This window comes from Streptomyces sp. NPDC053493 (genome assembly GCF_044544825.1).
Lineage (GTDB): Bacteria > Actinomycetota > Actinomycetes > Streptomycetales > Streptomycetaceae > Streptomyces.
In genome coordinates this window covers 38966-51742 of sequence record NZ_JBITXS010000004.1, presented here as the reverse complement: position 1 = coordinate 51742, position 12777 = coordinate 38966, and the positions used below count along the sequence as shown (strand labels likewise).

Annotated in this window: 12 protein-coding genes; 4 read left to right on the top strand and 8 right to left on the bottom strand. The window is 72.5% G+C overall.

All coding sequences use genetic code 11. The features are described 5' to 3' along the window. Positions 1 to 89: 89 nt before the first annotated feature. The 4 genes from ACIGO8_RS13540 to ACIGO8_RS13525 form a co-directional block, all read right to left on the bottom strand. Positions 90 to 1367 (bottom strand): winged helix DNA-binding domain-containing protein, encoded by a 1278-nt coding sequence (locus ACIGO8_RS13540; protein ID WP_399728696.1) that lies wholly within the window; start codon positions 1365 to 1367, stop codon positions 90 to 92. A gap of 101 nt (positions 1368 to 1468) precedes the next feature. Then, on the bottom strand, positions 1469 to 2530 hold the full coding sequence (locus ACIGO8_RS13535) for an aldo/keto reductase (RefSeq protein WP_399728693.1): 1062 nt from the start codon (positions 2528 to 2530) through the stop codon (positions 1469 to 1471). Positions 2531 to 2540: 10 nt separating this feature from the next. Next, entirely contained in the window at positions 2541 to 3458 is a 918-nt protein-coding gene (locus ACIGO8_RS13530) for an alpha/beta fold hydrolase (RefSeq protein ID WP_399728690.1), read from the bottom strand. Next, positions 3455 to 4489, bottom strand: coding sequence for a DUF5937 family protein (locus ACIGO8_RS13525; RefSeq protein WP_399728688.1), 1035 nt, complete (start codon positions 4487 to 4489; stop codon positions 3455 to 3457). The genes ACIGO8_RS13530 and ACIGO8_RS13525 overlap by 4 nt, the downstream gene beginning before the upstream one ends. A 96-nt stretch (positions 4490 to 4585) precedes the next feature. Here ACIGO8_RS13525 and ACIGO8_RS13520 point away from each other — a divergent pair, with 96 nt between their 5' ends. Next, positions 4586 to 5827 carry an MFS transporter gene (locus ACIGO8_RS13520; protein ID WP_399728685.1) on the top strand — a complete coding sequence of 414 codons (1242 nt, stop codon included), beginning with the start codon at positions 4586 to 4588 and terminating at the stop codon, positions 5825 to 5827. On the opposite strand, the gene ACIGO8_RS13515 is transcribed toward ACIGO8_RS13520, so the two are convergent. The 4 genes from ACIGO8_RS13515 to ACIGO8_RS13500 all read right to left on the bottom strand — a co-directional run bounded on the left by ACIGO8_RS13515 (position 5777) and on the right by ACIGO8_RS13500 (position 9445). Further along, a complete protein-coding gene (locus ACIGO8_RS13515) occupies positions 5777 to 5983 on the bottom strand; it encodes a DUF4287 domain-containing protein (RefSeq protein ID WP_399728682.1) in 207 nt (68 codons plus the stop codon). The genes ACIGO8_RS13520 and ACIGO8_RS13515 overlap by 51 nt on opposite strands. 116 nt (positions 5984 to 6099) lie before the next feature. After that, entirely contained in the window at positions 6100 to 8382 is a 2283-nt protein-coding gene (locus tag ACIGO8_RS13510) for an FtsX-like permease family protein (protein ID WP_399728680.1), read from the bottom strand. Continuing rightward, a complete protein-coding gene (locus ACIGO8_RS13505; protein WP_399728677.1) occupies positions 8379 to 9038 on the bottom strand; it encodes an ABC transporter ATP-binding protein in 660 nt (219 codons plus the stop codon). Before ACIGO8_RS13505 ends, ACIGO8_RS13510 begins: the two co-directional genes overlap by 4 nt. Beyond that, complete coding sequence (locus ACIGO8_RS13500; RefSeq protein ID WP_399728674.1) at positions 9035 to 9445, bottom strand: hypothetical protein; 411 nt, start codon at positions 9443 to 9445, stop codon at positions 9035 to 9037. The genes ACIGO8_RS13505 and ACIGO8_RS13500 overlap by 4 nt, the downstream gene beginning before the upstream one ends. Before the next feature lie 285 nt (positions 9446 to 9730). Here ACIGO8_RS13500 and ACIGO8_RS13495 point away from each other — a divergent pair, with 285 nt between their 5' ends. The 3 genes from ACIGO8_RS13495 to ACIGO8_RS13485 all read left to right on the top strand — a co-directional run bounded on the left by ACIGO8_RS13495 (position 9731) and on the right by ACIGO8_RS13485 (position 12716). Next, positions 9731 to 10048 (top strand): hypothetical protein, encoded by a 318-nt coding sequence (locus tag ACIGO8_RS13495; RefSeq protein ID WP_399728671.1) that lies wholly within the window; start codon positions 9731 to 9733, stop codon positions 10046 to 10048. A gap of 334 nt (positions 10049 to 10382) precedes the next feature. Next, on the top strand, positions 10383 to 12074 hold the full coding sequence (locus tag ACIGO8_RS13490; protein WP_399728668.1) for a hypothetical protein: 1692 nt from the start codon (positions 10383 to 10385) through the stop codon (positions 12072 to 12074). 69 nt (positions 12075 to 12143) lie between these two features. Next, on the top strand, positions 12144 to 12716 hold the full coding sequence (locus tag ACIGO8_RS13485) for a hypothetical protein (protein ID WP_399728666.1): 573 nt from the start codon (positions 12144 to 12146) through the stop codon (positions 12714 to 12716). Positions 12717 to 12777 lie beyond the last annotated feature (61 nt).

The window sequence follows — 12777 nt, the reverse complement described above, 5'->3', positions numbered from 1 at the left end:
GGGAGGAAGGTGCGGCCGCGGCCGCCGTACGAGCCTCAGGGCGGGCGCCGTACGAGCCTCACCGCGGGCGCCGCATGAGCCTCTGAGCCTCATGACGAGGAGAGTTCCCGCTCCAGCGGCGTACGGAAGCGGGGCGTGATCCGTACGTCGGCGACCCAGGCGCTCAGCCGGGCCGCCTCCGCCTCCACCGCGCGCACCGCCTCGCTCCCGACGTCGGTGAGCAGCCGCCACACGACCTCGCCGTCCGCGCGCTGCGCCCAGCCGCCGACGACCCGGCCGTTCCACCACACTGTCGGGCCGATGTTGCCGCTGCGGTCGAAGAGCGCGGGCCGGTGCTCCGGGTCCAGGAACCAGTCCCGGTACTGCCATCCCATCGGCGTCGGGTCGAGCGCGGGCAGCAGCGCCGCCCAGGACTGCCCGGCGCGGGCGGGGCCTGCGGGGCCGGTGGGGCCGGTGGCGCCGGTGGGGTCGGCGGGCCCGCCGACGACATCGAGGGCATCGAGGGCATCGAGGTCGTCCGGCAGCACGTAGCCCGGTCCCTCGTCGAGGACCACCTCCACCGCGCCGACGCCGGTGAGCGCCCGCCGTACGTCCGTCACCTTCCAGCCCGTCCACCACTTCAGATCGGCCTCGGTGGCCGGACCGTACGCGGTGAGCCAGTGCCGTACGAGCTCCGCCCGCGCCTCCTCGACCGGCAGGTCCGCGTGCGGCGGCACCAGCGCCCACCGGAAGCGGCTCGACGTCCAGCCGCCCTGCGGCCGGCCCCGGGCAATCCGGCCCTCCATGCCGAGGACCCGCAGGACGCGGCTGGAGACGGACTGCGGTCCCTCCTGGTTGGTGCCGACGCCGTACACGTACTGCGCACGCAAACGCGGTACGGCGCTGCCGAGTTCGGCGCCCGTCGCCTCGCCCCGGGTCGCCAGCTCGGCGAGCACCTGGCGCTCGGTCTCGGCCAGCCAGTCGGCGTCGTAGTCGCTGCCGGCCGCCAACTGCTTGACCAGCATGGCGCGTTCGCGCGCCGAGGCGGCGTCCGTGGTGGAGGAGTGGACGGTGGCGGCGAGCGCGGTCGGCACGACGAAGAGCGTGTGCCGCATGCCGTGCATCCGGGTCAGCGTCCGCTCCTCGTACAGCGCCCGCTCGACCTCCGCCACCGGGTCGCGGCCGCCGGCAAGGCGAGCGCCGGTCGCGAGGAAGACCGTCGCCGCGTCCGTCGCGTGCAGCGCCACGAGCGAACCGGCGACCTCCTCCGCCGTCGCCGCCCGAGCCGCCCCGGCCAGCCGGTGCCGCGACGCGAGCCGGGCCCGGCGTTCGTCCGCACCGATGGTCCTTGTGCTCGTGCCCGTGCTCCTGCCCGTGCTCTTCCTCATGGGACCAGGATGACGCCGCCCGGCGGTTCCTGGGACAGGAAACAAGGGCCGGCGGGGCAGCCGCGAGGACCTGGGGCCTCAACAGCGGCCCCGGCCCCGGCTCAGTCCGCCGCCGCCCGCTCGCCCGCCGGGCGGCGGCGCAGCGCGGGGTCGGTCAGGACGGGCGGCCGCCAGGCGCCGTCGGCCTGGTAGAGGTCGGTGCCGGGCGGGACGATCGCGTCGATCCGGTCCAGGACCTCGTCCGTCAGGACCAGGGACGCACCCTTCAGCAGCCCCTCCAGCTGCTCCATCGTGCGCGGCCCGAGGATCACCGAGGTGACGGCCGGGTGCGCGGCGGCGAAGGCGACGGCCAGTTCGGGCAGCGTGCAGCCGATCTCCTCGGCCAGCGCCACGAACTCCTCCACGGCGTCGATCTTCGCCGCGTTGGCCGGCAGGGCCGGGTCGAAGCGGTGCGGCGTGAGCGCGGGCCGCCCGGTGCCGAGATCGGTCGCCCGGCCCTTGCGGTACTTGCCGGTGAGGAAGCCGGACGCCAGCGGCGCCCAGGTCAGCACGCCCATCCCGTACCGCTGCGCGACGGGCAGGACGGAGGTCTCGACGCCGCGCGCGAGCAGCGAGTACGGCGGCTGTTCGGTACGGAAACGGCGCAGGCCGCGCCGTTCGGCGACGGCGTGCGACTCGACGATCTGCTCGGCGGGGAAGGCCGAGCAGCCGAAGGCCCGGATCTTGCCCTGGGAGACGAGGTCGCCGAGGACGTCGAGGGTCTCCTCGATGTCGGTGCGGTGGTCGGGCCGATGGATCTGGTAGAGGTCGATCCACTCGGTGCCGAGCCGTTTGAGGCTTGCCTCCACGGCCTGCGTGATCCAACGCCGTGACGACCCGCCCCGGTTGGGGCCCTCGCCGCCGACCGGGAAGTAGACCTTCGTCGCCAGCACCGTCTCCTCGCGGCGGCGCGGGTCGCGCAGCGCCTTGCCGACGATCTCCTCGGACTCGCCCGCCGAGTACATGTCGGCGGTGTCGACGAAGTTGACGCCCTGGTCGAGGGCGGCGTGGATGATCCTCACGGCATCCTGGTGGTCAGGATTGCCGACGGCCCCGAACATCATCGTGCCGAGGCAGTACGTGCTGACTTCGATCCCGGTCCCGCCGAGTACCCGATAGCGCATGCGCCGCACCCTAGGTGTTGGAGTCCACTCCAGCGCAAGGCCCTGCCACGTCCTCGGCGAGGAATCCGGCGACGAGCGCGTGCAGCACCTCCGGCCGCTCCAGGTGCAGGTCGTGCCCGGTGCCGGGTACGCAGACACCGCGCAGCGCGGGCAGCCGGCGCGCCATCTCCTCGTACTCCGCCTGCCCGATGATCCCCGTCTGGCCGACGACGGCGAGGACGGGCACGCGGATCGCCGCCCACTCCTGCCACCAGTCGCGCCCGGTGTTCTCGGCCAGCGAGGCGATCAGCACCTCGGGGTCGAATCGGGGCCACAGCCCGCCGTCGCGCTCCTCCAGGCCGTCCGCCCAGCCTTCCCCTACGGGTCCGCCGCCGAGGTACGCGACGGCCGCCTCCCGCGACGCGAACGGCACCGGCCAGGCCCGCAGCCAGCCGCCGACCTCCGCCACGACCTCCGGTCCGGCGCCGCCCGGCCCGGCCTCGACGAGGACGGCGCCGGCGATCCGGTCGGAGTGCGCGGCGGCGGTGAGCAGCGCGGCATGCCCGCCGTACGACTGCCCCACTAGCACGGCGCCGTCGTGACCGTGTTCGCCGTGAGGTTCGTCGTGGAGTTCGTCGAGGAGGTCGAGTACGGCGAGGACGTCGGCGACGTACGCGGCCCGCGAGACGTCGCCCGGGTGCCGTTCGCTCGCGCCGTGCCCGCGCTGGTCGAGGGCGAGGACCCGGTGTCCGTCGGCGCGCAGCCGCCGGGCGACGCCGTCCCATTCGCCGGCGTGCCCGGCGAGCCCGTGGAGCAGCAGGACGGGCCGCCGTCCGGTGCCGCCGGCCCCGTCACCGTCGCCGCCCCAGTCGCGCAGGGAGAGCCGTACGCCGTCGCGTACGAGAGTGCGCTCGGTCCAGTGCGCGGTGGGCGGGGCCGTCCGTGTCATACGAGTTCCTTGGGGCAGAGCAGGGCGTCGGCGACGGCGGTTCGGGCGTAGAGCACGGACCGGCCGCTGCGGTGGGCGGTGACGAGACCGGCGTTCTTGAGGGCGGTGAGGTGCTGGGAGACGGCGGCCGCCGACAGGCCGAAGGCGGCGGCGAGATGGGTGGTCGAGGCGGGCGTGTCGAGTTCGGCGAGCAGCAGGGCGCGCGAGCGGCCGAGGACGCCGGCGACGGCGTCGGTGGCGGTCGTGGTGGTGCGCGGCTCCCAGAGGTTGCCGATTCCGCGGGCGGGATAGGCGAGTTGGGGCGGGTCGGGCGCGACCGAGCGGGTCAGGACCTTGGGCCAGGCGAAGGCGCTGGGCACGAGCAGCAGCCCCGAGCCGGCCTGGTCGCGGGTGATCCCGCAGGCCCGCCGCACGAGCCGCAGGGTGCCGTCGTCCCACCGTACGGTCTCGTGGAGTTCGCCGAGTACGCGCGCCGATCCGTGCTCGGCGACCTGGCGGGCGCGGTGGAAGACGTCCGCCTCCAGGAGGCCGCGGATGCGGGCCCAGTAGGGGGCGAGGGCGAGTTCCCAGTAGGTGGTGATCTCGTCGCAGAGCCGTTCGAGGTCGATGCCGGGCTCGCCCGCGAGGTCGTTGCCCGGCCCGTCACCGAGGTCGTCGCCGGCGCCGGCAGCGCCGGCCGCCGCGGCGCCGGAGGCGATCCGGCCCAGCTTGCCGAGGTCGCGGGCGATCAGGTCGGGCGGAGTGCGCCGGATGGCGTCGAGTTCGCCGTCCAGGGTCGGAAACGGCCCGGTAGGTGTCGGGTTGAGGAAGTCGGCGAGGAAGCCGCCACCGGGGACCAGTCGGGCGAGCAGCCCGCGGTCGAGCCCGGCGCGGACGACCCTCGGGCGCACCTGGGAGGCCCAACGCCGGTGGAGCGGCGGGTCGACCGGCTCCCGGAGCAGCCGGAAACTGGTGACGACCTCCCACATCGGGGAGACGGCGAAGCGGGTCTGGGCGAGGTCCGCCGCGGAGAAGCTGAGTTCGGTCTCCACGCGTTCCTACCTCCCAAGGCCCCGCGCTTCCGCGCCCGGATTCGGTCTGAGCTTAATCATTGGAGGGCGGGCAGGGCAGAGGCGCAGTCTCACCGCATGCCCTCCTCCCGGACCTCGCTCCTGCCCTCGTCGTTCACCGCCCTCCCGGCCACCGTGTGGACGGTCTTCGGCGGCACGATCGTCAACCGCATCGGTCACATGGTGACCCCGTTCCTGGTGTTCTTCCTCGCCGCGCGGGGCGTGACCGGGACCGAGACCTCCTACGTCCTCGGCGCGCTCGGCGCCGGCAACCTCCTCGGACCGGCCGTCGGCGGCGTCCTCGCCGACCGCCTCGGCCGCCGCCCCACCATGCTCATCGGCCTGATCGGCGCGGCGGTCGCGCAGGGCGCGCTCTTCGTCGCGCCGGGCGTGTGGACGATGGCCGCGGCGGCGCTGCTGATCAGCTCGGCCAGCACGGTCGTCCCGCCGGCCGCGTACGCGCTGATGGCCGACGCCGTCGACGCCGAGCGCCGGCAGCGCGCGTACGCCCTCTTCGGCTGGGGCGTCAACATCGGCACCGCCGTCGCCGGCGTCCTCGGCGGCGTGCTCGCCGCCCACGGCTACTGGCTGCTGTTCGCGGTCGACGCCGGCACGATGCTCATCTACGCGGTCGTCGTCGCCACCCGCCTGACCGAGCCGGCGCGCGGGCCGCGCCCCGAGAAGGACGGCCTCGGCTACGGCGTCGTCCTGCGCGACCGTCTCACCGTGCTGCTGCTGCCGATCTTCGGCGTCCAGCTGTTCGTCTACTCCCTCACCGAGGTCGCCCTGCCGCTCGCGATCCACGACAGCGGCCTCTCGCCCGCCGTGTACGGCGCGATGGCGGCCGTCAACGCCGTCCTCGTCGTCGCCCTCCAGCCCTTCACGACCGCCCGCCTCGCCCGCCTGCCCCAGATCCCGGTGCAGGTCGCGGGCAGCGCCCTGATCGCCGTGGGCGTCGCCCTCACCGGCCTCGCGGACGGCCCGCTCGGCTTCGCCGTCTCGGTCGTCGTCTGGTCCCTGGGCGAGGTCGTCGTCGCCGGCATCGGCGCGGCCGTCGTCGCCAACCTGGCCCCGGCCCACGCCCGCGGCCGCTACCAGGGCGCCTACAGCTGGACCTGGGGCGTCGCCCGCTTCGCCGCCCTCACCGTGGGCGTCACCGTCTACACGGGCCTCGGCGCCGCCACCCTCTGGTGGTCCGCCCTGGTCATGGGCCTGGCCGCCTCCGCCGCCACCCTGGCCGTACGCCGCCGGGTCGAGGCCCGGACCGAGTCAGCGCTGACGAGCGTGAGCGACGAGAGCGTTGGCGTGGCCGTGGCCTAGCCCGAACTCGGCCTTGAGCCAGGCCACGAGCTCCATGTGCTGGACGAGCGGGGAGGCGTCGATGAGCTCGAGCCACTCGGCGACGGGACGCCCGTACTTCTTCTCGATGGCGGGAAAGTAGCTGGCGGGACCCTTGACGGCGGGGCTGGCGGACATGCGAGACCTCGTCTCTTCGAAGCGGCCGCGGAACGGCTGACATACGAACAGACGTCGGGGCCACCGAAAACTCATCGGTGGCCCCGAGATCTTTCCCGCTTCCTTGCGGCTCCGGCTCAGTCCCGCCGGATGTGCTCGGGATCGACATGCCGCCGTACGACGGGCAACGAGGCCACTCCACCGGCCACCAGCACCCCGAGCGCGCACACCACCAGCAGGGGCAGTCCCTCCCAGTCCCAGTGCACGGCCCCGCCGCCGGTGATCAGGTAACTCGACTCCGCCAGCCACCCGGTCACCACCGCCGCCCCGAGCCCCACCCCGAGCGGCAACACCACCTGCGCGGCCTGCGCCACCCGCAACGTCCCACCCCGCGCCCCCAACAACACCAGCGCGGCCACCTGCCCCCGCCGCTCCATCGCCCGATCCGCCACCGACACCACGAACGCCGCCACCCCGACAACCAGCCCGAGCACCATGCCGGAGGCGAGCAGACTGCGGATCACGGTGAGCTGGTGGAGCGAGCTGAAGACGATGCCGACGGGCTCGACGTGCGCGGTGGGCGCGATGGCACCGATGGCATCGAGGGTGGCGCGGACGGTGGCGGGGTCGGATGCGGTGACCAGATGCATGCGACCCTCCGCCAGGACAGTGCCGCGAGGTAGCAGCGAGGGAGGGATGAGCACGCTCGCACTGGTGAAGGCGGAGGGCTGGTACGTGTGCACCGTCACGACCTCCCGGGGAACGGCAACGTTGAGCTTCGTTCCATCACTGAGAAGGAACGGGAAGCTTCGCCCGGGCACGGCCGCCGCGTCTTCGGCAATGACCGGGTCGTGAAGGCGGATCACCTTACCGTCGATGCAGCCGCTGGACGCTTTGACGAAGGCCTTCAATTGGGCGCACGTGGCCACCGCCGCATAGAGGCGAGGCGGATTGTCCTCGTCGAGGCTGCGGATCCACGAGTCGGCGGTGATGGTGTGACCGCCCACTCCCTCGACGCGAGTGAGTCGAGTCCGCTGCCCGTTGTCCAACTCTTCGAGGGGCAGTTCGAATTCCTGCACGGGCGCGGTCCGTCGGCTCACCTGATCGAGTTCGACCAGAACACCCTGCGTCAGCGAGGTCGCGTAGACGAGAAGCACCAGGCCGGTCACGACTCGCAGGGCACTTCCGGGCTCGACCTCAGCCCGGCGCATCGCGAGTGAAAGCGGCAATGACTGCACTCTCTGGGCCAGGAGACGGGCAAGCCATGCCGTGATCGGCGCGAGCCCGAGCACGAGCCCTGCGCCTGTCAGCAGTACAGCTGCTGGTACGAGGACGGTGTTGCCACTGCCGCCGGACGGGTCACGTCCCAGAACGCTGAGTGCGCAGTATCCCCCGATGACCCCTAGGCCGGGCAGCAAGAGAAGCGTTCCGTACTTCCGCGGTGGTTTTCCCTGCGCGGTACGACGCACGTTGAGCGGCGTGAGCGCGGCTTCCCGCGCGGACCTCCGCCCGACGAACCACGCCAGCGCCGGGCACAGCACCAGGCACAGGACGACGGTCGTTGCCTCGGGCCGCCCGTCGGCCGGGAACCAGTGGAGCCCCGGGAGCCCCACCCGCGCCATGACCTCGTTGAAGCCGAGGTACCCGACAATTCCGAGCAGGGCTCCAAGAACGGCCGCGGCGACCGTCTCCCCGGCGTTGACCCGCAACGTGTCCTTCACGCTCAGCCCGACCAACCGCAGCGCGGCGAGCCGACGGGCCCGCGACTCGGCGGACAGCCGGGCGCAGACGGAGAGGAAGACGGCGAGCGGCAGCAGGACGACGCAGGAGAGAGTGAAGCGCAGGATGTCGAGAGTGGACTCCTCCACCACGTCGTGGCGGGGATACGGCTTTCCAAAGGACACCACTGCGCTTGCGTCCGAAGGCAGTTGTTTCACCGTACGACCGATGTAGGCGTAGAGGTCGTCCTGACCGGCCAAGCCGCTAGGCCCGATCACGTCCACGATCCTGCCCGGCACGAGCCCGGAGAGCGCTGGCTCCTGGGCCAGGATGTCCTTCAGCCGAGGAGAGACGATGGCCTCGCCCGCAGCAGGCAGCCGCTTCAGTCCTGGAGGCACCGGGGCCGCCCCCGGCGCCGTCCGTGCGACGAAGAGCCGGTAAAGCGGCTCGGATCCGTAGGCGTCGTCGCGCTCGGCCACCGCGATCGTTGTGACGGGACGCGGTTGCATTTCCGGCGTGACGAAGAGGGGATTCCGGGCAGCGTCGCGAGCCGCGTTGGCATCGAGGATCGTCGGAATCGTGAGCACCGCAGCCAGGCAGGCGACCCCGAGTGCGCACCCTGCCGTCATCAGGGCGAACCGGGCCCTTCCTCGGCGTCCGGTGCGCCACAGCAACCTCAGGCCGAGAAGGAAGCCACTCATTTCAGGACTCCGTCGACCATCGTGTAGCTCGTATCGGCCTGAGCGGCGACGCTCTGGTCGTGGGTCACGATCACCACAGACGTGCGCTGGTCGCGGGCGAGCCTGAGGAACTCGTCCAGCACCGCCGCCGCGTTGGCGCTGTCGAGTGCGCCCGTTGGCTCGTCCGCGAAGACCACGGCCGGCCTGTGCACCAGCGCCCGCGCGACGGCGACCCGCTGGCTCTGGCCGCCGGAGAGCTGTGAGGTCCTGCGCTGTAACAGCTCGGTCATTCCGAGGCGCCCCAGCACCTCGCCGGCCGCCTCGTGCGCGGGGGCCTTGCGCTGGCCCGCGAGGCGCAGCGGCAGAGCCGCGTTCTCCTCGACTGTCAGCTCGGGCAGCAACTCCCCGTACTGGAAGACGAACCCGAACTGCTCCCGCCGCAGCGTGCTCAGTTCCTCGTCGTCGAGGCTCTTGAGATCGACGCCGTCGAAGACGACCCGCCCGCTCGTGGGTGCCAACACCCCGGCGAGGCAGTACAGCAGCGAGGACTTGCCCGACCCGCTGCTGCCCATGACGGCGGCCACTTCTCCGCGCCGAAGAGCGAAGTCGGCACCGTGAACGGCCCGGTGGGCCCCGTAGTAGAGATCAACGCCCTCGGCGCGGAGAACGGCACTCATGACGTCCCGTTTCCCTCTCGATGGAAGTAGAGGGTGGTGGTGCAGTTGTCCGGGCGCAGCGAGCCACGGTCACGGCACAGGTGGAGCCAGGCGTCCGAGGTGTACTGAGCTTGGCCGTCGTAGACGACCTTGTCGATGTGCACGGTCTTCTTCTGCGTGCCCTTGAGGCGATTCCAGTCGTATCCCTCGACCTTCACCTCGAGGTAGACGTTGTGACCGTCGCCAGGCTCGATGTCCGCGAGGTCGCCCTTGAGATGGAAGCCGCCGTGGTTCCTGCCCTTGGGTTCGAAGACGTATTGGCCACCGCGGAATTCCGCCCCGCCGGTGTACTGATGCGGAATGGTCGTCCAAGACGCGGCCACGGCCCCGCTCGCCCCACCCATGAACAACCCGGCAGCCACCGCCACCGAAACCCACCTGCGCATAGCGCCTCCAACTCGGGAAAGACGGCCCCGACGGGTCGTCGCCATGAGTATCGAGGTGATAGCGCTCCGTAGTGAAATGGTGGATCGTTTCCTTCCCACCATCCGGTGAACCGACGAGCAGACCGCCGTCAACGGCGCCCCACCACCCCGCCGGTCGCGCAGGGCGCGCGAGGCCGCTCCAAGCGCAAGGCCCCAGAGCCGCCCCGCCTGCCCCGCGTGTCGCGCCATTTCCGCCCCCCGGCTCGCGCCGCCTCCTACGCTCGGTCCGTGACCGAGAACGAGATCAAGCTCAAGGCCATCGCCGCACTGACGGCGCTGCGCGGCGGAGTCGACGAGGGACTCGTTTCGGACCTCCTGGGTGAGGTGATTCCCGGGCAGTTCGCGGTGCCGTCCGAGGCGACCACCGAGGAGGTGGGCCTGGCGGTGCTGGCCCAGTTGTCCGATCCGCTCAGCGCGCTCGTCAACGGCTTCATCCTCGCGTTCGAGGCCGTCGCCGACGCCCACGACGGCTCGGGTGCCAAGCCCGCGACCGAGGCGATCCTGCAGGAGCTGGCGCTGCGGCTGGCCAGCGACGACAGCTTCTGACCGGCGCTGGGAGAGACGGCAGCTCCGGCGCGTCCGCCCCGTACCTCCACCGGCCCTCCCCGCGCGCCCACCCGGCTCCGCCGCGCGCGCTGATCGGGTGAAGGCGAGGTGTCGCTGACGCGTGCGCGTCCGGGCGCGCCCGCATGTTGGGCGCGTCGGTCGGAGCCGTCGGTGATCGCGCCGCGGTCCGGCCCGGCCCCGGAGAGGAGCGTGTATGTCCGTCTCGGACGCCCGGCCCGGCGAGGTCCGCCGCAGGCCGTTCCCTCGACGCCCGCGTAGATGGTTCGCCGCCAGGTTCCTCGCCGCGGCCGTCGCCACTCTCGTCACCGCTGTAATGGGCAACGTCGTCCTGACCGTCCCGGCTCCCGCGTACGCCGACGACGCGGTGACGAAGGGCGGCCTCGACATCCGTACGGGCCCGCCGGGCACCGCCCTGACCTGGGGCTACAACGGCTCGGGGCAGCTCGGAGACGGCAACACGCCGGTGGACTCCCGCGTTCCCGGGCGGGTCTGCGGGAACGCCACCTGCACCACGGCGCTCGACAAGGTCGTACAGGTGGCGGCCGGCGGTCTCCACAGCGTCGCCCTGCTCGACGACGGAAGCCTGCTGAGCTGGGGTGACAACGGGCACGGCCAGCTGGGCGACGGGACCCGGACGGCTCGCACCACGCCGGTCCGGGTGTGCGCGGTCGGTGAGCCGGCGCCGTGTGCCGCGTTTCTGAGGAACGTCGTCGCCGTCTCGGCCGGCAACGCGCACAGCCTCGCGCTGCTCGCCGACGGGACGGTCGTGTCCTGGGGCGACAACACGTACGGCGAGCTGGGCGACGGCACCGCGGCCCCCGACCGGACGTCTCCCGTGCAGGTGTGCGCGGTCGGCGCGACGGCGCCGTGCGGCTCGTACCTGAGCAACGTCACCAGCATCTCCGCGGGGTACGTGCACAGTCTCGCGCTGCGTACCGGCGGCTCGGTCAACGCCTGGGGCTACAACGGTTCCGGCGCCCTCGGGGACGGCTCCACCACGAACCGCAACGTCCCCGTCCACGTCGGCGGCGCGGCCTTCAGCGGGGTGTCGGTGGCGGGCGGTGTCTTCCACAGCGTCATGGCCCGGGACGACGGCTCCGTCCTGGCCTGGGGCGAGGGCCAGGCGCTGGGCGACGGTGTCGGTGAGCTGACCACGCTTCCCGTACGGGTCTGTGCGCCCGGGGCGACCGCGCCCTGCACCTCGTACCTGTCGGGTGTGACGTCCGTGGCCGCCGGCGCCCTTCACACCCTGGCCCTCCGGAACGACGAGACGGTCTTCGCCTGGGGCGTCAACGACGGCGGTCAGCTGGGCAACAACACGACCACGCCGAGCGCGGTGCCGGTCCAGGTCTGCGCGCCGGCGGACTGCGTCACCACGCTGTCCGGCGTCACCGCCGTCGCCGCGGGCAGCACCGGCGACCATTCGTTGGCGCTGCGTTTCGACGGATCGGTGCGCGCGTGGGGCACCAACTTCAACGGTCAGCTCGGCGACGGCACCAGCATCCACCGCCTGCGGCCGGTGCCGGTCTGCGCCGTCGGCCAGACGGCGCCGTGCACCCGGTTCCTGGAGGGTGTCACGGCGATCAGTGCCGGCTCGAACTTCAGCGCCGCCGTCTTCCGGCCGCTCGCCGACCTGGCCACCTCGATCTCCGCGAGCCCGGAGCCGGTCGCCGACGGCGGCACGCTCGTCTACACGATCCGGGTCCGCAACTTCGGCCCGACGGCCGCGGAGAAGGTCGTCCTCACCGATCACCTGCCCGCGACCGTCCGCTTCGTGAGCGCGTCGACGTCCAGCGGAAACTGCGACACCCCGGCGGCGGGGTCGACGGACTCGGTCGTCTGCCATCTGGGGACCGTTCCCAAGGGCGGAACGGCGACGGTGACGCTTTCCGTGCGGGTACGGGCGGCCGGCGGCGGCGTCACCGACAGCGCCTCGGCCACCAGCGACACCCCGGACCCGAGTAAGGACAACAACACGGCCACCATCACCACGCCGGTGGGGTGATCACCCGGTAGAGGTGATCACCGGTGTGCCTGCGTGATCGGGCACGGCGCGGCTGACGAGGATGCGCCCATGCGCCTTTCCTCCTCGCTCCCGCGCCGTGCCCTGCTGCCCGCGCTCGCGCCGTTCGTGGCGGCCGTCGCCCTGCTGACCACGGCGGTTTCGGCCACCGCGACCGCCGCCGAGGCCTGCGGTTCGATCATCACGGCTCCGCTCGCCCCGCCGGTCCCGGCCGACGACCCGTGTCCGAGCACCGACCCGGTCGTGTGCCGGATCCGTGTGATGCCGATGGACGAGAAGGTCGACGCCCAGCGGACCCGGATCCGCTACCACGACCTCCTGGAGGACATGCACCGCACGGAGGCCGACATGCGCGCGGCGGGCGCGACCGAGGAGGAGATCGCCCGCGAGATGGTCGACATGCGCAACCAGGCGAAGGAGATCACCCGCGCCGGCATGACGCCCGACGAGGTCCGCGTCCTGGAGGAGCGCAACCAGGCCAAGTACGGCAACCCGCTCGGCCCGACGGCCGACCAGCTCTACGCGAAGTACGGCTCCTGGGAAAAGGTCACGGACGCCTCCATGCGCACCAGCTACGCCGTGGACCGCGAGCTGAGCCTCGAGTACCGCCCCTGCCCGGTCTGAGGGAGAAAGCGGCGCGGCGGGTGCGCGCCCGACCTGACGCCGCCGCCGTGACGGGACAACG